We start from the raw sequence: 25,397 nt of genomic DNA, 5'->3' as shown, positions 1-25,397 counted from the left end.
CTACAACTCGGTGCGTCCGCATAGTGCCCTTGGGCAACTGGCGCCGGACCAATTCCGGCAACTGCATCAACCGAAAACCGGCGAGCCCACTAACTTACGAATGGTGTACTCGGCGGGGTAAGGTCAATCCGGCTATCAACGTATTCAGGCTCGTTACCCATTTCAGTGCGAGCGGGGACACGAGTGGATGGCGTGGGGTACGGAAATCTTGAAGGGGCACTGGTGTCCGACATGTCGTACCGAAGACAGACAGCGGCAGGGCATCGAATTGATGCGATCGATTGCTGCGGACCGGGGCGGCATGTGCGTATCTGAGCACTATGTCGACAACAACACGAGGCTCGAATGGGAGTGTTCGCGCGGCCATCGATGGTGGGCGAGGCCCCGGCAGGTTTCATCAGCCGGCAACTGGTGCGCTCAATGTCAGTATCTTTCGCAGATTACCGTGGAAAAAACGAGGCGGAAGCGTCGCTATGAGGTCGTTAAGTCGTCAGAACCTTGATTCGGCGTCGCTTGAGCGGATTCTGAGCGGACTGGAAACCAATATCGAGCCTCGTTTTGGCATTTCAGCGCCCGGTTTGGGCGGTAATAAAGGCATCAGCCTATATTTCGGCGGCCCGTTTTCCATTTCTGCACGCTGAAGCGCCCGCCGATCGTCGGTCAGTGCGGCGACCATTGGCCGCGCCCCCGATGCGCGCTACGCAGACACGCTCGCCATCAGGCGCTTCACCTCGATTTCGTCATCAGGCATCAAGCGCGGGCGACGGCCAGGCAATTCAATGCATTTCTTGTCGCCGCATTGCCTTTTTTCGACCAGACGACACCCATTCAGTCCGTCATTCGAAATTGAATAACGATCGTAAATTCGCATCGCGGATTGTCGGCCACTCAAGTTTCCGGTATGTGACCGTTAAAATAACGTCCCGATAAACAATATGAACGCGTGTAGAGACCATGAAAAATAAGAAACTGCTGGCGATCGCCGGAATCGCAATAGCCGCGGGCGTGGCGTCCAGTTATGCGAGCCCGTATATCACCCTGTATCAGATGCGATCGGCCTTGGCCGACAACGATGCCGACTCGTTTTCTTCCTATGTCGATTTTCCATCGGTGCGAGAAAGCCTGCGTGCGCAACTCATAACCATGATGCAGGCGAAAATGGCGAATTCCCCCGAGATGAACGGCAATCCATTCGCCGATCTGGGAATGGTGATGGCGATGGGTTTCGTGAATCAGGCCATCGACACGATGGTTACGCCGGCGGGCGTCATGACCATGATGGCCCAGGGCGCAGCCAAGCCTGCACGCTCCAGCGTGCAGGCCTCCTCTCCCGAACCATCGGAAACGGCCCAATCGGGGTCCGACGGCGGCACCGCGCCGCAAACAACGAGCAGCAAGCCGAAAGCCAACTATTCGGCCGGCTACAAGAACTGGTCGACCGTCACCGCAACTGCGCGAAAAGGAACAGACGACGAGGTGACATTCATCCTCAAGCGTGACGGCCTCTGGTCCTGGAAGCTGAGCGCAGTTAATCTGCCGATCGACAAATTCGGTTCAAACTGATCACCAGGAAGCGGCTCGGGCCGTGCGCAGCCGGCCCGCTTCCCTGCTTGATCTGAGCGTGCGGCGCACCGTAACTCCCGAACACCGCACGCTAAAGATGTGTATTCTCCTGACGATATCCAGGGTTTCATCACCGCGAGTCAGATCCATGCGATTGAGTCCACGGTTCGCCACGATGGCTATTGCTGCGACGATGCTGTCCGCTTGCGCGACGGCATTTTCGCCCGCGTCGATCAGCACCACCGTCGCGGTGACCGCTCCCCCGCCGCTCGAAAAATCGCTGCGCGACGGCGGATCGTCGACCGACCTGTCGGCCATCGGTCAGCCTGCAGCCCAATTCCGCACGCTGCTTTCCGTCCGCGAATGTGCTGCCGCCAAATGCGCGGCGGGAATCGCCAAGCCGACGCTCGCGGTCACAGTCCAGCGCGTGTCCGAAGGACAGGCAGCCATACGCTTCACGGTCAACGGAGAGATCGGCAGCAGCCAGACGCTGAAATCGCAAGCCGGGAACGCCACGTCGGAAGTGACCATGTCGATCCCGTCGGGCGTAACGCCGATCAACGATCAATTTGCCGTCGATCGGGTCGCGACGATCAAGGTTGGCGAGTTCCGCCACGTGGCCTTGCCGCATGGCATCCGTGCCTATGTCTGCGTCGCCATCCCGAACGCCAAGGGCGTGACGGACGGAAGCTGTGACTTCAGCCGGGTGCAGGCGGCCAAGGGGGCCGAGCTCGGCATTTCAGCGCTCTGACCCATCCGCGACGGCGCCAACACGGACTGGCCGCGGCACTTGAGCAATGCCGCACGACACCCGCATCACGGATGCCGGATGTAATCCACCAGCGCCCGCGTATATTCATCCGGCTTTCGATCGCACAAACTCACCACGATCGCCACGGCAAAACCCGCCGGCACCCCGAACACCCCCGAGCTGATCGGCTCGATCCCGAACCACGTGCTCCCCGCAAACCCCGTCAGCTGCGTGAAGTACGGATAGGTCGACACGATGTAGTACACGCACACGGCGAGCCCGGTCACCATCCCGGCGATCGCGCCACGCGTCGTCGTGCGCTTCCAGAACACGCCGAGCACGAGCACCGGAAAGAAGCTCGATGCCGCCAGCGAAAACGCAGCACCGACGAGAAACAGGATCTTCCCGGTATTGAGCGACGCGACATACGACGCGAACAGCGCGACACCGAGCAGCAACACCTTCGAGATCGTCACGCGCCGCTGACTCGATGCATCGGGGGCGACCATGCAGTAATAGACGTCGTGCGACAGCGCGTTCGCGATCGTCAGCAGCAGCCCGTCCGCGGTCGACAACGCCGCGGCCAGCGCACCGGCCGCGATCAGCCCCGACACGACATACGGCAGCCCGGCGATCTCCGGCGCGGCCAGCACGACCATGTCCGGCTGCATCTGGATTTCCGACCAGTGCACGATGCCGTCGCGAATCACTTCGACGACACTGATCAGGTCGGGCTCGAAGTGATGCCATTGCGTGACCCACGCCGGCAATTCGGCGAACGGCCGCCCGACGAGGTTCGCGAGGATCTCGTACTTGATCAGGACCGCGAGCACCGGCACGCTCAGGTAGAACAGCGCGATGAAGAACAACGTCCACCCGACCGAGCGCCGTGCGGACGCGACCGACGTGGTCGTGTTGTAGCGCGTCAGGATATGCGGCAGGCTCGCGGTGCCGAGCGACAGGCACAGCAGCAGTGCAAGGAAATTCCGCTCGCGCGGCTTGCGTTCGTCTTCGCTCGCGGCGGGAAACGGCTCGTGCATCGGCACGGGCGGCTCGGCACGGGCCAGCAGGTCGTCGCGCGCCTGCGTCCACGCGACGCGCGCCGCCGCCGGATCGCGCGGGAAGTCGGCCAGTTCCCGCTCGCGCAGGCTGATCTCGCGCAGCGGCCCGTTGTGACGCCGAAGGTCGGCCAGTTGGTCGGCGAGATGCCGCCGCGCGTCCGCATAGGATGCCGGCAGCCGGTCGAGGCGCGTCTGGATATCCGCGGCTTGCCGGCGGTACGCGTCGCGCACCCGCTGCTCGTCGAACGCATCGCGCACCTGCGCCTCGCGCGCCGCGACGCGCTCCATCAGTTTGCCGTAATTGAACTGCGGCACGGGGCCGAGCCCGTTCTTCATCGCGATCAGCGACACCGGAATCAGGATCGCGCTGATCAGGATGATGTACTGCGCGACCTGCGTCCACGTGACCGCGCGCATCCCGCCGAGAAACGAGCACACGAGGATGCCCGCGAGCCCGCAAAAAATCCCGATCGCGAAATCGACGCCGATGAAGCGCGTCGCGATCAGGCCGATCCCCTGGATCTGCGCGACCAGATACACGAACGAACACAGGATCGCCGCACCGGCCGCCAGCGCGCGCACGGCCGTGCTCGAAAAGCGCGTACCGAGGAAATCGGGAATCGTGTAGCGCGCGAGCTTGCGCACATACGGCGCGAGCAGGAACGCGACGAGGCAGAACCCGCCCGTCCAGCCCATCACGTAGGCGAGCGCATCGTAGCCGGTCGCGTAGAGCGATCCGGCCAGGCCGATGAACGATGCGGCCGACAACCAGTCGGCCGCGGTCGCCATCCCATTGAAGGCAGACGGCACGCGCCGCCCGGCCACGTAGTATTCGACGAGATCGGACGTGCGTGACAGCAGCCCGATCACCGCATATACGGCAATCGGCACGAACAGGAACACGTAGCCGATCCAGACGCCGGAGCCGGTGGCCCGCTCGATCCGCCACATCAGCAGCACGAACCCGAGAAACCCCAGCGTGTAGAGCGCGTAGGCGCGGATCAGTCGATGCGTCAGCATGGATCAGCGTCCACCGTTCGCGTAGCCGGCGTGTGCCGCATGATCGTCGTACGCACGGCGCAGCGTGCGGTCCGCGCGTTGCATCAGCCCGATGTAGACGACGATCAGCACGAGGTACACGAGAATCGCGCCCTGCGCGCCGACGTAGAACGGCAGGCTGAACCCGGCGAAGCGGATCCCGGCGAGCGCGGGCCCGAAGAACGGCACGATGAACGATACCGAAAAGCCGATCACCATCAGCACCGCGATCAGCGCGACGTTGAAGCGCCAGTAGCGTGCGTGGGCACGCGCGAGCGGCTCGGGAACGGGGGGCGCCGCGGCAGGCGCGGGACGGGTCGGAACGGTCATGCCGTTATGTAACAAAAAGCCCCTGCGCGGGCAATCGGGATTGCCGCGCAGGGGCTCGTGCGCGTGATGCGCAACCGGTGCGTGCCGATCAGCGCACTTCGGCGAGCTGCTCGAGGATGGCCGGATTCTCGAGCGTGGACGTGTCCTGCGTGATCGCCTCGCCCTTCGCGAGCGAACGCAGCAGGCGCCGCATGATCTTGCCCGAGCGCGTCTTCGGCAGGTTGTCGCCGAAGCGGATGTCCTTCGGCTTCGCGATCGGCCCGATCTGCTTGCCGACCCAGTCACGCAGCGTCTTCGCCAGCGCCGCCGCTTCCTCGCCTTCCGGACGCGAGCGCTTCAGCACCACGAACGCAACCACCGCCTCGCCCGTCGTATCGTCCGGACGGCCGACAACGGCCGCCTCGGCCACGAGTTCGTGCGAGACCAGCGCCGATTCGATTTCCATCGTGCCGAGCCGGTGGCCCGACACGTTCAGCACGTCGTCGATCCGGCCCATGATCGTGAAGTAGCCGGTGTCCTTGTCCCGCACGGTGCCGTCGCCGGCCAGATACAGGCGCCCGCCGAGTTCCTCGGGGTAGTAGCTCTTCTTGAAACGCTCCGGGTCGCCCCAGATCGTGCGGATCATCGCGGGCCACGGGCGCTTGACGACGAGGATGCCGCCCTGCCCGTTCGGCACGTCCTGGCCGGTTTCGTCGACCACCGCGGCCATGATGCCCGGCAGCGGCAGCGTGCACGAACCGGGCACGGTCGGCGTCGCGCCCGGCAGCGGCGTGATCATGTGGCCGCCCGTCTCGGTCTGCCACCACGTGTCGACGATCGGGCAGCGTTCCTGGCCGACGTGCTTGTGATACCACATCCATGCTTCCGGATTGATCGGCTCGCCGACGGTGCCGATGATGCGCAGGCTCGACAGGTCGTAGCTTTTCGGATGGACCTTGTCGTCGGCCTCGGCCGCCTTGATCAGCGAACGGATCGCGGTCGGCGCGGTGTAGAACACGGTGACCTTGTGGTCGCCGATCATCTTCCAGAAACGCCCGGCGTCCGGGTAGGTCGGCACGCCTTCGAACACGACCTGCGTGCCGCCGCAGGCGAGCGGGCCGTACGTGATGTACGTGTGGCCGGTGACCCAGCCGATGTCGGCCGTGCACCAGAACACGTCGGTGGGCTTCCAGTCGAAGGTCCACTTCATCGTCTGCGCGGCCCACAACAGGTAGCCGCCCGTGCTGTGCTGCACGCCCTTCGGCTTGCCGGTCGAGCCCGACGTATACAGGATGAACAGCGGATGCTCTGCGCCGACCCATTCCGGCTCGCACTGGTCGGATTCGCCGGCCGTCAGTTCGTGCATCCACAGGTCGCGCCCGGCATGCCAGTCGATCTTGCCGCCGGTGCGGCGATAGACGATCACGCTCTTCACGGCCTCGCAGCCGCCCAGCGCGATCGCTTCGTCCGCGATGCTCTTCAGCGGCAGCGTCTTGCCGCCGCGCGCCTGCTCGTCGGCCGTGACGAGCGCCGTCGCGCCGACGTCGACGAGCCGCTCGTTCAGCGACTTCGCGGAGAAGCCGCCGAACACGACCGAGTGCGTCGCGCCGATGCGCGCGCAGGCCTGCATCGCGACGATGCCTTCGATCGACATCGGGATATAGATGACGACGCGGTCGCCCTTGCCGATCCCGCGCTTCTTCAGCGCATTCGCGAACCGCGATACGCGTGCGAGGAGATCCGCATAGGTGACGCGCGTGACGGTGCCGTCGTCGGCTTCGAAGATCACCGCGACGCGCTCGCCGTTACCGGCTTCGACGTGGCGGTCGAGGCAGTTGTACGACGCGTTCAGCTCGCCGTCGTCGAACCACTTGTAGAACGGCGCGTTGGACTCGTCGAGCACTTTCGTGAACGGCTTGTGCCACGCGAGACCCTCGCGCGCGAGCCGCGCCCAGAATCCTTCGTAATCGTTTTCGGCTTCGGCGGCGAGCGCACGATAGGCCGGCATGCCGGAAATGGTCGCCGCCTGTTCGAGCGCCGCGGGCGGCGCAAACTGACGGGTTTCGTGAAGAACCGATTCAATCGCAGACATCGACTACCCCTTGGTGAACATGAATCCTCTGCATGGCGGCGCGATCGTGCGCGCCGCGCGTCTTGGCCGGCGCAAGCGCGCCGCTGTCTCCTACCCACCACCCGCGCACGGCCCGAAGGCCGCTGCGCGATGCTGCGCCGCACCACGTCACACGATGGCGACCGGGCGACCCGACAGTTTCCACGATAAGCGCTCGAACTTACCCGTCACTTACGCGGCACGGCCGTTTCGCCCTTTGGGCGGCGCCCGCGTGCAGCTTTACGCTGTAACGAGCGCGACCCTACAATCCTAACTGAACTCGCCTTCCGGATTCCAGCTTGAATCGCTACGCTTTCTTTCTCGTGCTGTCGATGCTGTTCGTCGGCAGCAACGTCGGTATCGGTAAATCGATCGTCGTCTTCGTCCCCGTCGCCATCCTCGCCACGCTGCGCTTCGTGATCGCGATCGCCGTGCTGTGGCCGCTGTTCAGCCCGGTGAAAATGCGCACGGTCAAGCGCGGCGAATGGCTGAACCTGTTCCTGCAGGCGTTCTTCGGCACCTTCATGTTCACGCTGCTGATGCTGAACGGCGTGCAGCGCACGAGCGCGGTCGCGGCAGGCGTGATCACCAGCACGATCCCGGCGATCGTCGCGCTGTTCGCGTGGCTGATCCTGCGTGAAAAACCGAACGGCCGTGCGCTCGTGTCGATCGCACTCGCGATCGCCGGCGTCGTGACGATCAACCTCGCGAACGCCAGCGCGGCCGGGCACGGCACGTCGTCGCTGACCGGCAACCTGCTGATCCTCGGCGCGGTGTGCTGCGAATCGATCTACGTGATCCTGTCGCGCCGCCTCACGCAGACGCTCGCGCCAATCGACATCTGCGCGTACACGCACCTGTTCGGCCTGTGCCTGATGCTGCCGCTCGGCGCGACGGCCATGTGGCATTTCGATTACGCGAGCGTGCCGGCCGGCACCTGGGCGCTCGTCGTCTGGTATGGCCTGTCGGCCAGCATCTTCTCGTTCTGGCTGTGGATGAAAGGCATCCGGCACGTGCCGGGCAGCCTCGCCGGCGTGTTCAGCGCGGTGCTGCCGGTCGCGGCCGCCGCGTATGGCATCGCGTGCCTCGGCGAGCGCCCGACGCTCGCCCACGGCATCGCGCTCGCGTGCGTCGTCACCGGCATCGTGCTCGCCAGCCTGCGCGTGAAACGCGTGCCGGCCGCCGCCTCCTGATCCGTCCCCGGCAGCGCCGGCGCGTCACTGCAGTCGCGCCGGCCGACGCGTTACAATAGCGCGCCTTTTCAAGATTACCCCCGATACCTGCGCACCGCGCCCGACTGTCCACCATGTCTGCCCCGCATTCGCCCGGCCGCCCCGCGCGTCGCCCGCTTCGCCCGCTTCCCGCGCTGATTTTCATGAGCCGCTGGCTCCAGGTTCCGCTTTACCTCGGCCTGATCGTTGCGCAGGCCGTCTACGTGTTCCTGTTCCTGAAGGAAGTCTGGCACCTGCTGTCGCATGCGACGAGCCTCGACGAAATCAGCGTGATGCTCGCGGTGCTCGGCCTGATCGACGTGGTGATGATCTCGAACCTGCTGATCATGGTGATCGTCGGCGGTTACGAGACGTTCGTGTCGCGCCTCGGCATCGAGGGCCACCCCGACGAGCCCGAATGGCTCGACCACGTGAACGCGGGCGTGCTGAAGGTCAAGCTCTCGATGGCGCTGATCAGCATTTCGTCGATCCACCTGCTGAAGACGTTCATCAACCCCGACCAGCACACGATGCACGCGATCATGTGGCAGGTGATCATCCACGTGTCGTTCCTGGTGTCGGCGCTCGTGATGGCGTGGGTCGACCGCCTGACGACGCACACGCACCCGGCCCATTTCCACGAGCCGCACGCCCACGGCGCGCACGCGCCCGCGGCGAACGAGCCCCGCAAGCCGGCCGACGCAGCCGTCAACGCATAAACGCATTCCCCACTGTCCCCACAGAGTCTCAGCCATGACCGTCATCAAACAGGAAGACCTGATCCAGAGCATCGCGGATTCGCTGCAGTACATCAGCTACTACCATCCGCTCGACTACATCCAGGCCCTCGGCCGCGCGTACGAACTGGAAGAGAGCCCGGCCGCGAAGGATGCGATCGCGCAGATCCTCACGAACAGCCGCATGTGCGCGGAAGGCAAGCGCCCGATCTGCCAGGACACCGGTATCGTCACGATCTTCGTGAAGGTCGGCATGGACGTGCGCTGGGACGGCGCGACGATGGGCCTCACCGACATGATCAACGAAGGCGTGCGCCGCGGTTACACGCACCCGGACAACGTACTGCGCGCGTCGATCGTCAATCCGCCGGAAGGCGCCCGCAAGAACACGAAGGACAACACGCCGGCCGTGATCCACTACGAGATCGTGCCGGGCGACAAGGTCGACGTGCAGGTCGCGGCGAAGGGCGGCGGCTCGGAGAACAAGTCGAAGTTCGTGATGCTGAACCCGTCCGACTCGATCGTCGACTGGGTGCTGAAGACGGTCCCGACGATGGGCGCGGGCTGGTGCCCGCCCGGCATGCTGGGGATCGGCATCGGCGGCACCGCCGAAAAGGCGATGCTGATGGCGAAGGAATCGCTGATGGAGCCGATCGACATCCAGGAAATCATCGCGCGCGGCCCGAAGGACTGGGTCGAGGAACTGCGCGTCGAACTGCACGAGAAGGTCAACGCACTCGGCATCGGCGCCCAGGGCCTCGGCGGCCTGGCAACGGTGCTCGACGTGAAGATCATGGCGGCACCGACGCACGCGGCATCGAAGCCGGTCGCGCTGATCCCGAACTGCGCGGCGACGCGCCATGCGCACTTCGTGCTCGACGGCTCGGGCCCGGCCAAGCTTGAAGCGCCGTCGCTCGACGCATGGCCGAAGGTCAACTGGGAACCGAACACGGAAACCAGCAAGCGCGTCGACCTGAACACGCTGACGCCGGAAGAAGTCGCGAGCTGGACGCCGGGCCAGACGCTGCTGCTGTCGGGCAAGATGCTCACCGGCCGCGACGCTGCACACAAGCGCATCGCCGACATGCTCGCGAAGGGCGAGAAGCTGCCGGTCGACTTCACGAACCGCGTGATCTACTACGTCGGCCCGGTCGATCCGGTCCGCGACGAAGTGGTCGGCCCGGCAGGCCCGACGACGGCCACGCGCATGGACAAGTTCACCGAGACGATGCTCGCGCAAACCGGGCTGATCTCGATGGTCGGCAAGGCCGAGCGCGGCCCGGTCGCGATCGACGCGATCAAGAAGCACAAGGCGGCCTACCTGATGGCCGTCGGCGGCGCGGCTTATCTCGTGTCGAAGGCGATCCGCGGTGCGAAGGTGCTCGCGTTCGAAGACCTCGGCATGGAAGCGATCTACGAGTTCGACGTGCAGGACATGCCGGTGACGGTCGCCGTCGATTCGTCGGGCACGTCGGTGCACCAGACCGGTCCGAAGGAGTGGCAAGCGAAGATCGGCAAGATCCCGGTCGCAGCCGCTTAAGCGCGATCGAACGAAAGGCCGGACGCGAGTCCGGCCTTTTTACTTCTCATTCTCATTATTGTGTGTGGCCGGTTGTTCGAGGCTGATTCTCATTACACGCAAAAGGCAGGCCCGGCAAGGCTTCGAGGCTTGGCTTTTCTCGTTCGAGCGATTATCGTTCGGTTTCTGAAGCCCCACTGAACAAGGAACAAGCCATGCAAGGCGACAAGAAAGTCATCGAATATCTGAACGCCCAGTTGAAGAATGAACTCACGGCGATCAACCAGTACTTCCTGCATGCGCGCATGTACAAGCACTGGGGCCTCGAGAAGCTCGGCAAGCACGAGTACGACGAGTCGATCGGCGAAATGAAGCACGCCGACTGGCTGATCGAGCGCGTCTTCATGCTCGACGGCCTGCCGAACCTGCAGGACCTGCACAAGCTGCTCGTCGGCGAGGAAACCGAAGAGATCCTGAAGTGCGACCTGAAGCTCGAACAGATCTCGCAGTCCACCTGCAAGGAAGCGATCGCCTACTGCGAATCGGTGCGTGACTACGTGTCGCGCGAGATCTTCGAAAAGATCCTCGACGACACCGAAGAGCACATCGACTGGCTGGAAACGCAGATCGACCTGATCGGCAAGGTCGGCCTGCAGAACTACCAGCAAACGATGATGGGGTCGCCGGAGTAAACTCGCTCCACGCTTCCCGTTACCGCCCCCAGCCCGTTCATGTCGACACCTTCCGCTATTCCTGCGACGGCCACGACCGTCGCGCCCATCGGCATCTTCGATTCAGGGCTGGGCGGCCTGTCGGTGCTGCGCGCCGTGCGCGCGCAGCTGCCCGACGAATCGTTCATCTACGTCGCCGATTCGCACCATGCGCCGTATGGTCCGCGCGACGAGGCGTTCATTACGGAACGCACGCTGGCAATCGGCGAGTGGCTGGCCCGCGAAGGGGCGAAAGCGCTCGTCATCGCGTGCAACACGGCGACCGCACGTGCGATCGCCACGGTCCGCGAACATCTGTCGATGCCGCTCGTCGGCGTCGAGCCGGGCATCAAGCCCGCCGCCGCCGTGTCCGCGAGCGGCGTCGCGGGTGTCCTGGCCACGCAGTCGACGCTGAACAGCCCGCGCTTCCAGGCGCTGCTCGACCGCTACGGCGCCGGCCGCCGCTTCATCTGCCAGCCCGGCCACGGGCTCGTCGAGGCCATCGAGCGCGGCGATACGAATTCGCCCGCGTTGCGCGCGTTGCTCGACAGCTACCTGCAGCCGATGCTCGACGACGGCGCCGATACGCTGGTACTCGGCTGCACGCATTACCCGTTCTTCACGGAAACGATTCGTGACCTTGTGGGCGAGCGCCTGACGCTCGTCGACACCAGCGACGCGATCGCGCGCCAGCTCGTGCGGGTGCTCGACGAACGCCACCTGCGCGCACCGGCCGGCACGCGCGCGGCACCGCCCCGCTTCTGCTCGACCAGCGACGGCCGCCAGTTGCAGGTGCTCGCCTCGACGCTGCTCGGCCTCGCTGCGCCGGTCGAATCCGTCACCATTTCCTCGCCGAACGCGCGCGCCTGCGCGACCGCCTGATACCGCCCGGCACGCCCTCTTCCGCGTACCGCTCCACCCTCCCGACGTTTCAAGGGTCCGATGCCCTTAAAAAAAGCCTGCCCCAGGCTTGTCAACGTCCACAAATTTAATGATAATAATTCGCATTACCGTTAGCTATCGCAACTCATCATGATCGTCTGCGTGTGCAAGTCTGTTTCCGATCGCAAGATTCGCGCGTCCCTCGCAGAGGGCGTGAACTCTTTCGATGAACTCCAGTTCGAGCTTGGCGTGGCCACGTGCTGCGGCAAGTGCGAGGAGTCCGTACGCGACCTCATGGCCGAACAAGGCGTCTGCGCGAGCCGGTGCGGTGTCGAGCATCACGCTCACCCGATCCCGGTCACGTTCTACGAACGCAAGGCCGCCTGACCGGCGCCGAGTGTGCGCATGCGGCCCAGGCCGCATTTTTTGTTTTGACCGTCAGCAAGCCACCGTCTGCGCGAGCCAGCGGCTTACCTGCCAAGGAGCCTGTCATGGAATTGCTGATCGGATTTGTGACCACCGTTTGCATCTCGCTGCTGATCTTCCGCAAGTGATGCCGATTCACCCGCCGCGCCCCGGGTGCGACATCGTTCTTTCAAGCTAACATGCAGGCTTCGCATCTCGCTCCTGCCGGCGCCGTGCCGGCTGCACCACGTATGAATCCCCGAGTGATCGTCGTCGCGGTCGGTGTGCTTGCCGCACATGCGATCATGCTGACGGCCGCCTGGCTCCATCGCAACGCGCCGCCGCCGCCGAAGGAGATCGAGGTTCAGTCGATCACCGCGCAGCTCATTCCGCCTGCCCCTCCTGCCCAGCCGGTCGCGGTCCAGTCGGCCGCGCAGCAGCCCACGCCGCCCAAGCCCACGCCGCGCGTGAAGCCGAAGGTCGAGCCGAAGCCGGTGCAGAAGGCGGTCCCGACGCCTCAACCCGTCTCGCAGGCACCGTCGCCGACGCCCGCGCCGGCAGTGGCCGACCCGACACCGGCTCCGGCCGCGCCGGCGCCTGCTGCACCGGCTGCTGCACCCGGCCCGGCGCGCGAGACGATGCAGGTCAGCGCGCCGAAGAACGTGTCGGCGCTCACCTGCAATTTCGTCAAGCCGACCTATCCGTCGATGTCGCGCCGTCGCGGCGAAACGGGCACGGCCTATGTTCACTTCATCATCGGCGTGACGGGCAAGATCGAAAGCGTCCAGCTGCAGAAGAGCAGCGGCTACCCGCGTCTCGACGAAGCCGCGCTCGACGCGACGCGCGCCAGCACCTGCCCGCCGTATATCGAGAACGGCCAGGCGATCCGCGCCGCCCATACGCTGCCCTTCAACTTCACGCTTGACGACTAACCCGTCATATTCGGTAGATTCAAAGGAAACAAGAAAATGCAAAGCTACGGTATCGCGCACGTCTGGGCGCAAGGTGATTTCGTCACGCGCGCCATCGCGATCACGCTGCTCGTGATGTCGGTCCTGTCGTGGATCGTGATCGTCATCAAGGGCTGGAACGTGATCCGCCTGAACCGCCTGACGAAGAACGCCGAACAGGCATTCTGGCATTCGGACAACTTCGACGACGGCGTCAAGAAGCTCGGCCTCGCCGCATCGACGCCGAACGACAACCCGTTCCTCGCGCTCGCGCTGTCGGGCAAGGAAGCCGCCGATCATCACCACCAGACGCAACCGCACCTGCACGATCGCATGGACGTGTCGGACTGGGTCACGCGCTGCCTGAAGGACACGATGGACGAAGGCATCTCGCGCATGCAGAGCGGTCTCGCGATCCTCGCGTCGATCGGCAGCACGGCGCCGTTCGTCGGCCTGTTCGGCACGGTCTGGGGGATCTACCACGCCCTGCTCGCGATCGGCGCATCCGGCCAGACGTCGATCGACCAGGTCGCGGGCCCGGTCGGCGAATCGCTGATCATGACCGCCTTCGGCCTGTTCGTCGCGATCCCGGCCGTGCTCGGCTACAACGCACTCACCCGCGCGAACAAGGGTGTCGTCAGCAAGCTGCGTCGCTTCGCGCACGGTCTGCATGCGTATTTCGTGACGGGCGCGAGCCTGGCCTCGTCGTCGACGCGCGACGGCCTGCGTCTCGCGACGCGCGCCAGCTGAGGCGGGGTGAACCATGGCAATGAACACCGGTTTCAGCGACGATGACGACGATGCAGTGATGAGCGAGATCAACATGACGCCGCTCGTCGACGTCATGCTCGTACTCCTGATCATTTTCCTCGTGACGATCCCGGCGATGCAGCATGCGGTGAAGATCGACCTGCCGCACGCCAGCAGCCAGCCCGTCGACGAAAAACCGCAGACGGTCGACGTCGCGATCCAGGGTGACGGCACGATCCTGTGGGACGACCACACGGTCACGCGCGCACAATTGCAGGAACGCATCGCGGAAGCGGCAAAGCGCACGCCGCAGCCGGAGTTGCACCTTCGCGCGGATCGCAAGGTCGCGTACGAACACGTCGCGGAAGTGATGTCGGATGCGCAGGCAGGCGGCCTGACGAAGCTCGGCTTCGTGACGGAGCCGGGCGCGAAAGCGAAGTAACGCGCGCACGTCTTGCGGTAACGCATCGCCGGCGCCTTGCCGGCCGCACCTCGCCGGCCGCGCCTCGCCGGCCGCGCCTCGCCGGCCGCGCACAAAGTAAAAGGCCTTCATCGCCAGATGAAGGCCTTTTTTCATGCGCACGCGGGCGCCTTCGGGCGGCGGGCTCTTTGGCGGTATCGGTTGCGCCTCGAGCAACGCAAATGCGACTCTGCCGTGGTCTGCACGGACTGCGCGTTCTGCCCTATCTGGCTCACAATATATGCGGCCACCTGATTTCGCTCAGAACTTCCTTCACGAAATGGGATTTCAATATAGGCCCGCATGCACGCGCATTCAAGGTTCCGGCGATTGAAACTTGCGATTGCAGGCGACGCTTCAATGACAAAACAAATTTGCGTCGCCGTGCGCGTCGTGTTCAGGTCGCCGAAACATCGGCCGCCGCTTCCTTCTTCGCGCGTTCGGGGCACCCCGGATCCTGGTAGGCGCCATGATCGAGCTTCTCGACCAGATAGTCGACGAACGCACGCACCGCCGGCGGCATCCCCTGTCGCGACACGAACACCGCGTACAGTTGCGGCACCGGCAACGTCCAGCCCGGCATCACCGGCGACAGTTGCCCCGCCCTCAGCGCGTTGCCGTACATCATCTCCGGCAATGCCGCGATGCCGAGGCCGTCGAGCACGGCTTCACGGATCGTCATCAGGTCGGCCGTCACGAGCCGCGGGTCGTGCTCGTGCACGTGACGCGTTCCGTCCGGCGCGATCAGGTTGAACACGTGCCGCCCGTCGACGCTCGGCGTATCGAGTGTCTCGAAGCCGCTCAGGTCGTCCGGTACCAGCGGCGGCGCATTCTGGCTCAGCAGGCTCGGCGCGCCGACCAGCATCTGCTCGGTGCGCCACAGCGGCCGCACGACGATGTTCGCGTTCTGCGGCGGCTCCGAGCGCACGCGCAGCGCGACGTCGATCGAATCCTCGAACAGGTCGATCACGCGATTCGTCACGCGGACGTGCACCTTCACCTCGGGATAGCGACGCAGGAATTCGGGCAGGATGCGCGACAGCATCGTCTGCGACAGCGTCACGGGCACGCTGACGCGCACCGAGCCGCGCGGCGATGAGCGCAACTGCTGCACCGCGTTCATCGCCGCCTGCGCTTCGGCCAGCATCGCCTGGCAATGCTGGTAGAACAGTTCCCCCGCCTCGGTCAGCGCGAGCTTGCGTGTGGAGCGCTGCAGCAGACGCACGCCGAGCGCCGCCTCGAGTTCGGTCAGGCGCCGCGACAGGCGCGATTTCGAGATGCCCAGCACGCGCTCCGCGGCCGAGAAACCGCCATGTTCGACGACCTGCGAAAAGTACATGAGGTCGTTCAGGTTATGTGCATCGATATTCATGTCATCGTTCCAATTTCAGAACAATCCATTGCGAACCTTCGCGAATTGAACGGTAAAACGCCCAATATAATAGCGCTATGTTTCAAAAATAACGCTATTCCGTTGATTTCGAGGGCTTCCGCATGACGACCGCTCGCTCGCTTGACCGCACCTACCCCGCGCTTCGCACGACCGAAGGCGGCGGCTTCGTGGTTCACCGCCCGTTCCCGACCCGACTGCTGATGGATTTCGATCCGTTCCTGCTGCTCGACGAAATGGGCCCCGTCGACTACGCGCCCGGCGAAGCCAAGGGCGCCCCCGACCATCCGCATCGCGGCTTCGAGACCGTGACCTACGCGCTCGACGGGCGCTTCCGCCATCGCGACTCGTCCGGCCATGCCGGCACGCTCGGCCCGGGCGACGTGCAATGGATGACGGCGGGCGCCGGCGTCGTGCACAGCGAAATGCCGGACCCGGAATTCGCGCAAACGGGCGGCCGCTCGCACGGTTTCCAACTGTGGGTCAACCTGCCGCGCCGCGACAAGCTGATCGCGCCGCGCTACCAGGAGATCCCCGCCGACCGCATCCCGACCGCGACCTCACCTGACGGCCGCGCACGGGTGCGCGTGATCGCCGGCGAAGCGTTCGGCGTCCGCGCCGCGATCGAGACACGCACACCGATCCTCTACCAGCATTTCACGCTGCAACCGGGCGCATCGGTCACGCAGACCGTCCCGGCAGGCTATCGTGTGTTCGCCTATCCGATCGACGGAACGGGCCTCTACGGGCCCGCCAGGCAGGCGGTCGACGCACGACACATGGTCGTGTACTGCGATGACGGCGACACCGTCACGTTCGCCGCCGGCGACACGCCGCTCGACCTGCTGCTGATCGGCGGCGTGCCGCTCAACGAGCCGATCGTCCGCTACGGGCCGTTCGTGATGAACACCGAGGAAGAGATCCGGCAGGCGGTCGTCGACTACCAGGCCGGTCGCATGGGGCGCATCGAAGCATGACGCACGGACGGGTGCGCAGGTGCCGCGAAACCGCCCGTTTTGCGTCACAATGACTTCTTGAACCACGTGGCCGCCCGCCACCAGAAGGAACCCGTCCCCTTGAACTTCGAACATCTGATCCAGATCAATTCCGACGATCCGGCCGTGCCGACCCTCACCCGCGACCAGCTCTGGGAAGGTCTCGTGTTGCGCGCCGAACAGCCGCAACTGTTCGTGCTCGGCCTCGACAGCTGTGTCGTCCACGAACGGACGGACACGACGCTCGAACGTGAGCTGCACTACGGTCACGCGACCGTGCGCGACCACGTCACGTTCACACCGAACCAGCAGGTTCGCTACGACATCCTCGCCGCCGACGGCGAGATCGGCGGCTCGCTGACGATGACGATCGAGGAACGCGACGATCACGAGCTGTTCCTGCGTTTCGAATACCGCACGACGCTGGTCGTCACGGACGACAGCGAAGACGCGCGTCAGACGCACGGGATCGTCAAGGAGGCGTACCGCACGTCGGATATCGACACCGTCCGCCTGATTCGCGAATACGCGCAGGGCCGCAAGGACCCCGATCCGCTGCACTGAGCCCGATGGCGGCCCGCGGGCCGCCCCTTTGATTCAAGCTATCAGGTTCGTCGTTTCGATCGATAAAGAGTTTTTGTAAATGGGAATAGTTATCATTTAGAATTCATTCCATCGTATCGACAGTCACCGATCAACCGAATGACCGACACCATGCGCCCGACCCCGACCACGCTGACCTTGCGCCGCACGACCGGCACCGCAGGCAGCAGCCGTCAGAAGACGGCAGCGGTCACCACGCCGGCGAAACCCGCCGGCAACCGCGAAGCAGGCACGCGGGTCGTCAGCAGCGATGCGCTGCTGCAAGGCCAAAGCCACGTCAGCATCGCGCATAACGGAGAGACCTATCAGTTGCGCGCCACACGGCTCGGCAAACTGATCCTGACGAAGTAAGACAGAGTATTGTGGGGACCACCTCCCTGAGAGGTGTTGGGCAGTAGCCAGCGTAACGGCTTGCACGCGAGATCTAGACCCCTTCGTGCAAACACACTCAAGCAGCCGTTGCAGCAAGCCAAGCCACTTTTTTGGTTCTCGCACAAGGAAGAAAAAAAGCGACACGTCCTTCGACGTGTCGCTTTTTTTGGGGCGCCCGATGCGTGAAGCATGCCGCCCAGGTTCGTTACCGCGTCGCTGCGTGACCGCCGAAGCGGCACGCGATCCGCTTCAGAAACCCCAGAACATCAACCACCACGCGCTGTCGATGACGGCAAGCGCGACGGCGAACCACGCGAACGCCGCAAGCCGGCGCGGCCAGCCCGCATAACGCCCCGTCACTTTCCACGCGAGCCACGCACTCCATGCGTTGGCGCCGACCAGGATCGCGATGCGCACATCGGTCGCCCAGCCGAGCGGCACATGCTCGGCACGCAGCAGCGACAGTGTCGTGGCCGACAGGCCAAGGAACACACCCGCGCCCGCAATCGGAATCAGCGCCTGTGCAAGATGATGCAGCCGCACGCGATCGAAGCGGCCGAGCATCAGCGTCGCGCCGGCCAGCAGCACCAGCAGTGCCGTGCCGTACACGAGCCCCGTGCCGACGATGTAGCTGATGACCAGCCCGCCGTCGAGCCACGAGAACACGTCGTTACGATCCGGATAGTGCGTGAGCAGGAACCACGGCGCATTGGTCTCGAGCGGCCACGTGATGTCATGGTCGATCAGCCAGCCCGCAAGCCATTGCTTGATCTGCACGAACCACGGGCTGACGGTCCAGTGGAACGCACCGATCGCGACGCCGAGCAGGCCGTACAGGATCAGCGCGGTGTCCCACGGGTTCGCCTGCTGCGCGCCGAGGTTCACGACCTCGTCGGACGGCGAGCGCAACGACAGCGAGATCGCATCCCGGTGCCCGCTGCAGCGGCCGCACATGTGGCAGTCCGCCGCGCCCTTCATGTTACGCAACGGCACGAGCGGCGCACAGTTGATCGGAATCACGCGATGCCCATGCTCGCCGTTCTTGTACGACCGGCGCCATGCATCCTCGTCGACCTTGTAGCGCATCGGCGCGAGCCGCGCGAGCAGCCCGAACACGCCGTTGACCGGACACAGGTACTTGCACCACACGCGCTTTTCGCGGCCGTACAGCACGCCGATCACGATCGCGCCGACGGTCGAGCCGCCAAGTACGAACAGCACCGCGAGCGGGTACTGGTACACGCTCACCATCTGCCCGTAGATCGTCGTGAGCCCGAACGCGACGAACGGCCAGCCGCCCCACCGCATCCAGCGCGGAATCGGGCCGCCGCGGCCGAACTTGCTCGCGAATTCGGTGAGCGCACCTTCCGGACACAGCACGCCGCACCAGACACGGCCGAGCATCACCATCGACAGCAGCACGAACGGCCACCAGATGCCCCAGAACGTGAATTGCGCGATCAGCGTGAGGTTGTTCCACAGGTGTGCGGAGTCGTCCGGCAGCGGCAACACCGCCGGCACGATGATCAGGAACGCATAGACGGCGACGACGGCCCACTGGATGCCGCGGATCAGCGCACCGTGGCGCTGCATCCATTGGCCGGCCTGCGCGAGCCAGCCCTGCTTGGCTGCGGCGACAACGCTCATGCCGCGCGACCTGCCGCAACCGCCGGACGACGGCTCGCGCGCTTCATCAGCAGCCAGACCACCGCCCAGTACACCGCATACGCGACCAGGTTGGTCAGCGCCGGATGAGCGCGATAGCCGGTCAGCGTGGCGACGAGCGAGCCGAACGTGCCCGAATCATCGAGGATCGCGGACGTGTCCCACACCTGCGAAATGCCGAGCGGCAGGATTTCCTTGTCGATCAGCTTGTCGACGCCCGTCTGGAACAGGCCTGCGCCGAGGAACAGCAGCATCACTTCGGTGACGCGGAAGAAATGCCGCCACGAGAAGTACTTGCCGCCGAGTTGCAGCAGATAGAACGTGAGGAACGCGAGGCCGAGGCCGATCACGACCGCGAGCATCTGGCTGCCGTCGACGTGACCCGATTGGCCGAAACCGAGACCGTACAGGAAGATCACCGTCTCGCTGCCTTCGCGCGCGATCGCAAGCGCGACCAGCACCGCGACACCCCACCAGTTCGAATCGCGCGTGCTCTGCTGCAGCGATTGCTCCATGTCGCGCTTCAGCGTGCGACCATGCCGGCGCATCCACAGCACCATCTGCACGATCAACACGCATGCGATCAGCACCATGGCGGTCTGGAAGTAGTCCTGCGCGTCGCCGGACAGCACTTCGGTGAAACCGACCAGTGCGGCACCAAGGCCGACGGCCATCAGCAAGCCGACGCCGACGCCGGCCCAGAGAAAAGGCAGGCCGCGGCGCGCGTCGTCGTCGCCGTTTTTCAGCCATGCATAGAGAATGCCGACGACGAGCAGCGCTTCGACGCTCTCCCGCCAGACGATGAACAAGATCTGACCCATCGATACCTCCTGACGCGCGGCACACCGGGCAGGTACGCCCGCGCGCAGATAAAACGCATTACTTCGCGACGATCACGCCCTGCGCCTGCTGGTGGAAATCGTCGAAAAACTTGTATTCACCCGGTGACAACGGTGCGACGACCACGAATGAATCGGCGCCCGGCGCGAGCACCTTCTCCTTGCGCAGTTGCACGCTCTCGAATTCGGCGGCGCCCTTGCCGGTGTTCTTGATCTCGATCTTGAAACGCTGGCCGGCCGGCACTTCGATGCGGGCGGGATTCAGCTTGCCGTCCGTCATCTCGAGCTTGAACGTCGGCAGATCGGCAGCGTACGCTGCGCCGGCAAGCCACAACGCAGCGGCTGCGGCAACGATTTTCTGGGGAATTTTCATTCTGGGTTCTCTACGCCGACGGCGCGCCGAAGCGCGCCGTTCGTGATGCCACCGATCAGTAACCGCCCTTCTTGCCGATACCGGCGAACGGGAAGTCGTACTCGAGGGTAATGGGCTTGAACCATGCGCCCACGCCCGTTTCCTTGTCGATGTGACGGCCGAACGCCATGTGGCCCGTCTGCATCGGCGGCTTGACGACCATCGTCAGGTGGTACTTGCCCGGGCCGTTCAGCTTCACGTTGTCGCCGTAGTGCGGACCGTCGCTCGCGACCATGCCCATCAGGTCGCCTTCAGCCTTCCACTTCGTGTCGCCCTGCTTCGTCAGCTTGTACGTGACCTGCAGGTACGGCATCCAGTCGCCTTCCGCAAAACCCGTCGGGTTGTTCTTGACCGCATGGATGTCGGCCTCGAGGTGGATGTCGGAATCCGACGCCTTGCGCATCATCCCTTCCGGGTCCATCGTGATCGGCTGCAGGTACACCGCGCCGATTTCCATGCCGCCCTGGATCTGCTGCTTGCCGATCGGATATTCGGCAGCCGAGGCCGACATCGCGGCAAGCGCCGCCGCTACCGCAACCGTCGTGCGGATGAACGAAGAACCCAACATGGACACTCCTTGTTATTTGATCTGGAACCATGCGGACCGACCGCCAGCCGGCCCACTGAAAACACTAACGCGACAAAGAACGTTAATGCGAACAATTCTCAATAATCACGAAGTTTAGCACCGAACCTGTTTCGGAACAAACGGAGAGCCGTGTAAACCCCTGATCCGACAAGGCTTACAGGTTCGTTACCGCAGGGTTTCGGTGACGCTTGGAAAGATTTACCGGCCGCCGTTGACGTGATCGCCGACGTTCGCGCCGAACACACGCTCACGCAGCAGCGCAAGTTGGTCGCGGGTCGCGGCGGCCTTCTCGAACTCGAGATTCTTCGCGTAGTCGGCCATCTGCTTCTCGAGGCGCTTGATTTCCTTGGCGAGCTGCTTTTCCGACATGTCCTCGAATTTCGCGCGCTGCTGCGCTTCCTTCAGCTCCGCGCGTGCCTCGTCCGCGTTGTAGACGCCGTCGATGATGTCCTTGATGCGCTTCACGACACCGCGCGGCGTGATGCCCATCTTTTCGTTGTGCGCGATCTGCTTCGCACGGCGCCGCTCGGTCTCGCCGATCGCGCGCTTCATCGACTCGGTCATGTTGTCCGCGTAGAGGATCGCCTTGCCGTTCACGTTCCGCGCCGCGCGGCCGATCGTCTGGATCAGCGAGCGCTCCGCGCGCAGGAAGCCCTCCTTGTCCGCGTCGAGGATCGCGACGAGCGACACCTCGGGAATGTCGAGCCCTTCGCGCAGCAGGTTGATCCCGACCAGCACGTCGAACGTGCCGAGCCGCAGGTCGCGGATGATCTCGACGCGCTCGACCGTGTCGATGTCGCTGTGCAGGTAACGCACCTTGACCCCGTGATCGGCCAGAAACTCGGTGAGCTGCTCGGCCATGCGCTTGGTCAGCACGGTGATCAGCACGCGCTCCTCGGCCTTCACGCGCGCGTTGATCTCGGCCAACACGTCGTCGACCTGCGAGCTCGCCGGCCGCACTTCGATTTCCGGATCGACCAGGCCCGTCGGCCGCACGACCTGTTCGGCGATCTGCCCGGTCACGCTCTTCTCGTAGTCGGCCGGCGTGGCCGACACGAACACGACCTGGCGCATCTTGCGTTCGAACTCGGGGAACTTCAGCGGCCGGTTGTCCAGCGCCGACGGCAGCCGGAACCCGTAGTTGACGAGGTTTTCCTTGCGTGCGCGGTCGCCGTTGTACATGCCGTTCAGCTGGCCGATCAGCACGTGCGACTCGTCGAGCAGCATCAGCGCATCGGGCGGCAGGTAGTCGACGAGGGTCGGCGGCGGATCGCCGGGCGCCGCGCCCGAGAAATGTCGCGAGTAGTTCTCGATGCCCTTGCAGAAGCCGAGCTCCTGCAGCATCTCGAGATCGAAGCGCGTGCGCTGCTCGAGGCGCTGCGCCTCGACGAGCTTGCCGTCGTTGTGAAAGTACTCGAGGCGCTCGCGCAGTTCGTCCTTGATCGTCTCGACCGCGCGCATCACGGTGTCGCGCGGCGTCACGTAGTGCGACGACGGATACACGGTGAAGCGCGGGATCTTCTGCCGCACGCGCCCCGTCAGCGGGTCGAACAGCTGCAGCGTCTCCACCTCGTCGTCGAACAGTTCGACGCGCACGGCCAGCTCCGCGTGTTCGGCCGGGAAGATGTCGATCGTGTCGCCGCGCACGCGGAACGTGCCGCGCTGGAAATCCTGCTCGTTGCGCGTGTACTGCATCGCGATCAGCCGCGCGATCACGTCGCGCTGGCCGAGCTTGTCGCCGGCGCGCAGCGTCAGGATCATCTGGTGGTATTCGGACGGATTGCCGATACCGTAGATCGCCGACACCGTCGCGACGATCACGACGTCGCGACGCTCCATCAGGCTCTTCGTCGCCGACAGCCGCATCTGCTCGATGTGCTCGTTGATCGACGAGTCCTTCTCGATGAACAGGTCGCGCTGCGGCACGTACGCTTCTGGCTGGTAATAGTCGTAGTACGAGACGAAGTACTCGACCGCGTTGCGCGGGAAGAACTCGCGAAATTCCGAGTAGAGCTGCGCGGCGAGCGTCTTGTTCGGCGCGAACACGATCGCCGGGCGGCCGAGCCGCGCGATCGTGTTCGCCATCGTGAAGGTCTTGCCCGAGCCCGTCACGCCGAGCAGCGTCTGGAACGAGAGGCCGTCCTCGACCCCTTCGACGAGCGTCTGGATCGCGGTCGGCTGGTCGCCTGCGGGCGGATACGGTTGATACAGCTGGAATGGCGACCCTTCGAAGGTCACGAATTTCGATTCGTCGAGCGCGTCGCCGGTTTCGGCTTTATGTTCGGACATGGAATGCGGCCGGAGCGAGGGCAAAGAAAGCATTCTAGCGCTTCGCGGCCTCGCGAACTGCTGCCGGCTCCTGACGCGCGACGGCCGCCCGAAATCGCGATTCCCGGCCGAATTTCGCCGCCGAAACGCCGCCCCCGCCTGCGTGAATTCGCTACAATGTCAGGCTGCTGCGCTTTCCGGCGTCGTGCCTGCCCGCGCGCGGTCCATCTACCGCGCCCGCCCCGCCCGTTGAAAGCCTGACCCTCTTTTCACTACTGCCGAATCATCATGTCGCTCTTCTCCGCTGTCCAGCTTGCTCCCCGCGACCCGATCCTGGGCCTGAACGAAGCCTTCAACGCCGATGCGCGTCCGACCAAGGTCAACCTCGGCGTCGGTGTGTACACGAACGAAGAAGGCAAGATTCCGCTGCTGCGCGCGGTTCGTGAAGCCGAGAAGGTGCGTGTCGAAGCCGGCCTGCCCCGCGGCTATCTGCCGATCGACGGCATCGCCGCCTACGATGCGGCCGTGCAGAAGCTGCTGCTCGGCAACGACTCGCCGCTGATCGCGGCAGGTCGCGTGGTCACGGCCCAGGCACTGGGCGGCACGGGCGCGCTGAAGATCGGCGCGGATTTCCTGCGCACCGTGAACCCGAACGTGAAGGTCGCGATCAGCGATCCGAGCTGGGAAAACCACCGCGCGCTGTTCGAAGCAGCCGGCTTCGAAGTCGTTGCGTACCCGTATTACGACGCTGCCACCAACGGCGTGAACTTCGAAGGCATGCTGTCGGCACTGAACAGCTACGCGGCAGGTACGGTCGTCGTGCTGCACGCGTGCTGCCACAACCCGACCGGCGTGGACCTGACCGAAGCGCAATGGCAACAGGTCGTCGACGTCGTGAAGGCACGCAACCTCGTGCCGTTCCTCGACATGGCCTACCAGGGTTTCGGCGAAAGCATCGAGGCCGATGCTGCTGCCGTGCGCCTGTTTGCCGCGGCTGACCTGAACGCATTCGTGTCGTCGTCGTTCTCGAAGTCGTTCTCGCTGTACGGCGAGCGCGTCGGCGCACTGTCGATCATCACGTCGAGCAAGGAAGAAGCGACGCGCGTGCTGTCGCAACTGAAGCGCGTGATCCGCACGAACTACTCGAACCCGCCGACCCATGGCGGCGCCGTGGTCGCAGCGGTGCTCGCTTCGCCGGAACTGCACGCTTCGTGGGTGCAGGAACTCGGTGAAATGCGCGATCGCATCCGCGCGATGCGCAATGGTCTCGTCGAGCGCCTGAAGGCAAGCGGCGTCGATCGCGACTTCAGCTTCATCAACGAGCAGCGCGGGATGTTCTCGTATTCGGGCCTGACCTCGGCGCAAGTCGATCGCCTGCGTGACGAGTTCGGCATCTACGCTGTCGGCACGGGCCGGATCTGCGTCGCAGCGCTGAACACGCGCAACCTCGACGTGGTCGCCAATGCGGTCGCAGCCGTCCTGAAGTAACACGGCTTGAGCAGGCGGCAGCCGTCATTGGCCCCGCCCTGCCAAAATGAAAAACGCGCTCCGTGGAGCGCGTTTTTTTTTGCCATTCACCGGCGGGCAGCGACCCCGCCCGCACTCGCATCACTGCATGTACCAGCCGTGGCTGACGACGACCGACTGGCCCGTGAGCGCGGCGCTCGGGAAAGCCGACAGAAACAGCACCGTCTGCGCGACGTCCTGAACGGTCGTGAACACGCCGTCGACCGTATTGCCGAGCATCACCTTCTTCACCACTTCCTCTTCGCTGATCCCGAGCTCCTTCGCCTGCTCCGGAATCTGCT

General features: G+C 64.5%; 24 protein-coding genes and 1 pseudogene. 15 read left to right on the top strand and 10 right to left on the bottom strand.

Annotated elements, in window-relative coordinates; genetic code table 11:
• The first annotated feature begins 954 nt into the window (after positions 1–954).
• The gene (locus G3N98_RS27295) at positions 955–1,563 is read left to right on the top strand and encodes a DUF2939 domain-containing protein (RefSeq protein WP_206149742.1); all 609 of its coding nucleotides are present in this window, start codon (positions 955–957) and stop codon (positions 1,561–1,563) included.
• A gap of 175 nt (positions 1,564–1,738) precedes the next feature.
• On the top strand, positions 1,739–2,314 hold the full coding sequence (locus G3N98_RS27290; protein WP_241026100.1) for a hypothetical protein: 576 nt from the start codon (positions 1,739–1,741) through the stop codon (positions 2,312–2,314).
• 65 nt (positions 2,315–2,379) lie between these two features.
• On the opposite strand, the gene G3N98_RS27285 is transcribed toward G3N98_RS27290, so the two are convergent.
• From G3N98_RS27285 to acs, 3 genes are all read right to left on the bottom strand, one after another.
• The gene (locus G3N98_RS27285; RefSeq protein ID WP_089456526.1) at positions 2,380–4,395 is read right to left on the bottom strand and encodes a sodium:solute symporter family protein; all 2,016 of its coding nucleotides are present in this window, start codon (positions 4,393–4,395) and stop codon (positions 2,380–2,382) included.
• Positions 4,396–4,398: 3 nt separating this feature from the next.
• A complete protein-coding gene (locus G3N98_RS27280; RefSeq protein WP_206149739.1) occupies positions 4,399–4,743 on the bottom strand; it encodes a DUF4212 domain-containing protein in 345 nt (114 codons plus the stop codon).
• A gap of 88 nt (positions 4,744–4,831) precedes the next feature.
• Positions 4,832–6,814, bottom strand: a complete 1,983-nt coding sequence (gene acs, locus G3N98_RS27275) for an acetate--CoA ligase (RefSeq protein ID WP_089440622.1) — start codon at positions 6,812–6,814, stop codon at positions 4,832–4,834.
• A gap of 317 nt (positions 6,815–7,131) precedes the next feature.
• Between acs and G3N98_RS27270 the strand changes: the two genes are divergently transcribed.
• From G3N98_RS27270 to G3N98_RS27230, 9 genes are all read left to right on the top strand, one after another.
• A complete protein-coding gene (locus G3N98_RS27270; RefSeq protein WP_206149737.1) occupies positions 7,132–8,025 on the top strand; it encodes a DMT family transporter in 894 nt (297 codons plus the stop codon).
• Positions 8,026–8,138: 113 nt separating this feature from the next.
• A complete protein-coding gene (locus tag G3N98_RS27265) occupies positions 8,139–8,762 on the top strand; it encodes a TIGR00645 family protein (RefSeq protein WP_039370107.1) in 624 nt (207 codons plus the stop codon).
• Between the two features lie 34 nt (positions 8,763–8,796).
• Positions 8,797–10,320 (top strand): fumarate hydratase, encoded by a 1,524-nt coding sequence (locus G3N98_RS27260; protein WP_069248436.1) that lies wholly within the window; start codon positions 8,797–8,799, stop codon positions 10,318–10,320.
• Between the two features lie 194 nt (positions 10,321–10,514).
• Positions 10,515–10,991 carry a bacterioferritin gene (gene bfr, locus G3N98_RS27255; protein ID WP_011352652.1) on the top strand — a complete coding sequence of 159 codons (477 nt, stop codon included), beginning with the start codon at positions 10,515–10,517 and terminating at the stop codon, positions 10,989–10,991.
• Between the two features lie 39 nt (positions 10,992–11,030).
• Positions 11,031–11,891: a glutamate racemase gene (murI, locus tag G3N98_RS27250; protein ID WP_206149735.1), complete on the top strand. Its 861-nt coding sequence runs from the start codon at positions 11,031–11,033 to the stop codon at positions 11,889–11,891.
• Between the two features lie 150 nt (positions 11,892–12,041).
• Positions 12,042–12,278 carry a (2Fe-2S)-binding protein gene (locus tag G3N98_RS27245; RefSeq protein ID WP_039370093.1) on the top strand — a complete coding sequence of 79 codons (237 nt, stop codon included), beginning with the start codon at positions 12,042–12,044 and terminating at the stop codon, positions 12,276–12,278.
• 218 nt (positions 12,279–12,496) lie between these two features.
• Complete coding sequence (locus tag G3N98_RS27240; RefSeq protein WP_089473199.1) at positions 12,497–13,228, top strand: energy transducer TonB; 732 nt, start codon at positions 12,497–12,499, stop codon at positions 13,226–13,228.
• Positions 13,229–13,264: 36 nt separating this feature from the next.
• Positions 13,265–13,996 (top strand): MotA/TolQ/ExbB proton channel family protein, encoded by a 732-nt coding sequence (locus G3N98_RS27235; RefSeq protein WP_085043642.1) that lies wholly within the window; start codon positions 13,265–13,267, stop codon positions 13,994–13,996.
• 13 nt (positions 13,997–14,009) lie between these two features.
• Positions 14,010–14,438: a biopolymer transporter ExbD gene (locus G3N98_RS27230; RefSeq protein WP_039370086.1), complete on the top strand. Its 429-nt coding sequence runs from the start codon at positions 14,010–14,012 to the stop codon at positions 14,436–14,438.
• A gap of 415 nt (positions 14,439–14,853) precedes the next feature.
• Here G3N98_RS27230 and G3N98_RS27225 read toward each other — a convergent pair whose 3' ends face one another.
• Complete coding sequence (locus G3N98_RS27225) at positions 14,854–15,828, bottom strand: LysR family transcriptional regulator (RefSeq protein ID WP_069248441.1); 975 nt, start codon at positions 15,826–15,828, stop codon at positions 14,854–14,856.
• A gap of 122 nt (positions 15,829–15,950) precedes the next feature.
• Between G3N98_RS27225 and G3N98_RS27220 the strand changes: the two genes are divergently transcribed.
• From G3N98_RS27220 to G3N98_RS27210, 3 genes are all read left to right on the top strand, one after another.
• A complete protein-coding gene (locus G3N98_RS27220; RefSeq protein WP_206149733.1) occupies positions 15,951–16,823 on the top strand; it encodes a pirin family protein in 873 nt (290 codons plus the stop codon).
• Between the two features lie 99 nt (positions 16,824–16,922).
• Positions 16,923–17,405: an SRPBCC family protein gene (locus G3N98_RS27215; RefSeq protein ID WP_039370078.1), complete on the top strand. Its 483-nt coding sequence runs from the start codon at positions 16,923–16,925 to the stop codon at positions 17,403–17,405.
• A 138-nt stretch (positions 17,406–17,543) separates the two neighbouring features.
• Complete coding sequence (locus tag G3N98_RS27210) at positions 17,544–17,795, top strand: hemin uptake protein HemP (protein WP_039370075.1); 252 nt, start codon at positions 17,544–17,546, stop codon at positions 17,793–17,795.
• A 270-nt stretch (positions 17,796–18,065) separates the two neighbouring features.
• On the opposite strand, the gene G3N98_RS27205 is transcribed toward G3N98_RS27210, so the two are convergent.
• From G3N98_RS27205 to uvrB, 5 genes are all read right to left on the bottom strand, one after another.
• Complete coding sequence (locus G3N98_RS27205; protein ID WP_174975521.1) at positions 18,066–19,463, bottom strand: 4Fe-4S binding protein; 1,398 nt, start codon at positions 19,461–19,463, stop codon at positions 18,066–18,068.
• A complete protein-coding gene (locus G3N98_RS27200; RefSeq protein WP_027784952.1) occupies positions 19,460–20,302 on the bottom strand; it encodes an FTR1 family protein in 843 nt (280 codons plus the stop codon). The genes G3N98_RS27205 and G3N98_RS27200 overlap by 4 nt, the downstream gene beginning before the upstream one ends.
• Before the next feature lie 58 nt (positions 20,303–20,360).
• Complete coding sequence (locus G3N98_RS27195; RefSeq protein ID WP_027786891.1) at positions 20,361–20,693, bottom strand: cupredoxin domain-containing protein; 333 nt, start codon at positions 20,691–20,693, stop codon at positions 20,361–20,363.
• A 55-nt stretch (positions 20,694–20,748) separates the two neighbouring features.
• Positions 20,749–21,300 (bottom strand): iron transporter, encoded by a 552-nt coding sequence (locus tag G3N98_RS27190; RefSeq protein WP_021163417.1) that lies wholly within the window; start codon positions 21,298–21,300, stop codon positions 20,749–20,751.
• Positions 21,301–21,519: 219 nt separating this feature from the next.
• Positions 21,520–23,610: an excinuclease ABC subunit UvrB gene (gene uvrB, locus G3N98_RS27185; RefSeq protein WP_089425833.1), complete on the bottom strand. Its 2,091-nt coding sequence runs from the start codon at positions 23,608–23,610 to the stop codon at positions 21,520–21,522.
• 267 nt (positions 23,611–23,877) lie between these two features.
• Here uvrB and G3N98_RS27180 point away from each other — a divergent pair, with 267 nt between their 5' ends.
• On the top strand, positions 23,878–25,077 hold the full coding sequence (locus tag G3N98_RS27180; protein ID WP_089473203.1) for an amino acid aminotransferase: 1,200 nt from the start codon (positions 23,878–23,880) through the stop codon (positions 25,075–25,077).
• Between the two features lie 120 nt (positions 25,078–25,197).
• Here G3N98_RS27180 and G3N98_RS27175 read toward each other — a convergent pair.
• Positions 25,198–25,397 (bottom strand): annotated as a pseudogene (locus G3N98_RS27175) (3-hydroxybutyrate dehydrogenase); the annotation flags it as partial.

The sequence above is a fragment of the Burkholderia sp. Tr-20390 genome (genome assembly GCF_017104595.1).
GTDB lineage: Bacteria > Pseudomonadota > Gammaproteobacteria > Burkholderiales > Burkholderiaceae > Burkholderia.
The sequence above is the reverse complement of the archived record's forward strand: the minus strand, read 5'-3'. Positions and strand labels throughout refer to the sequence as shown.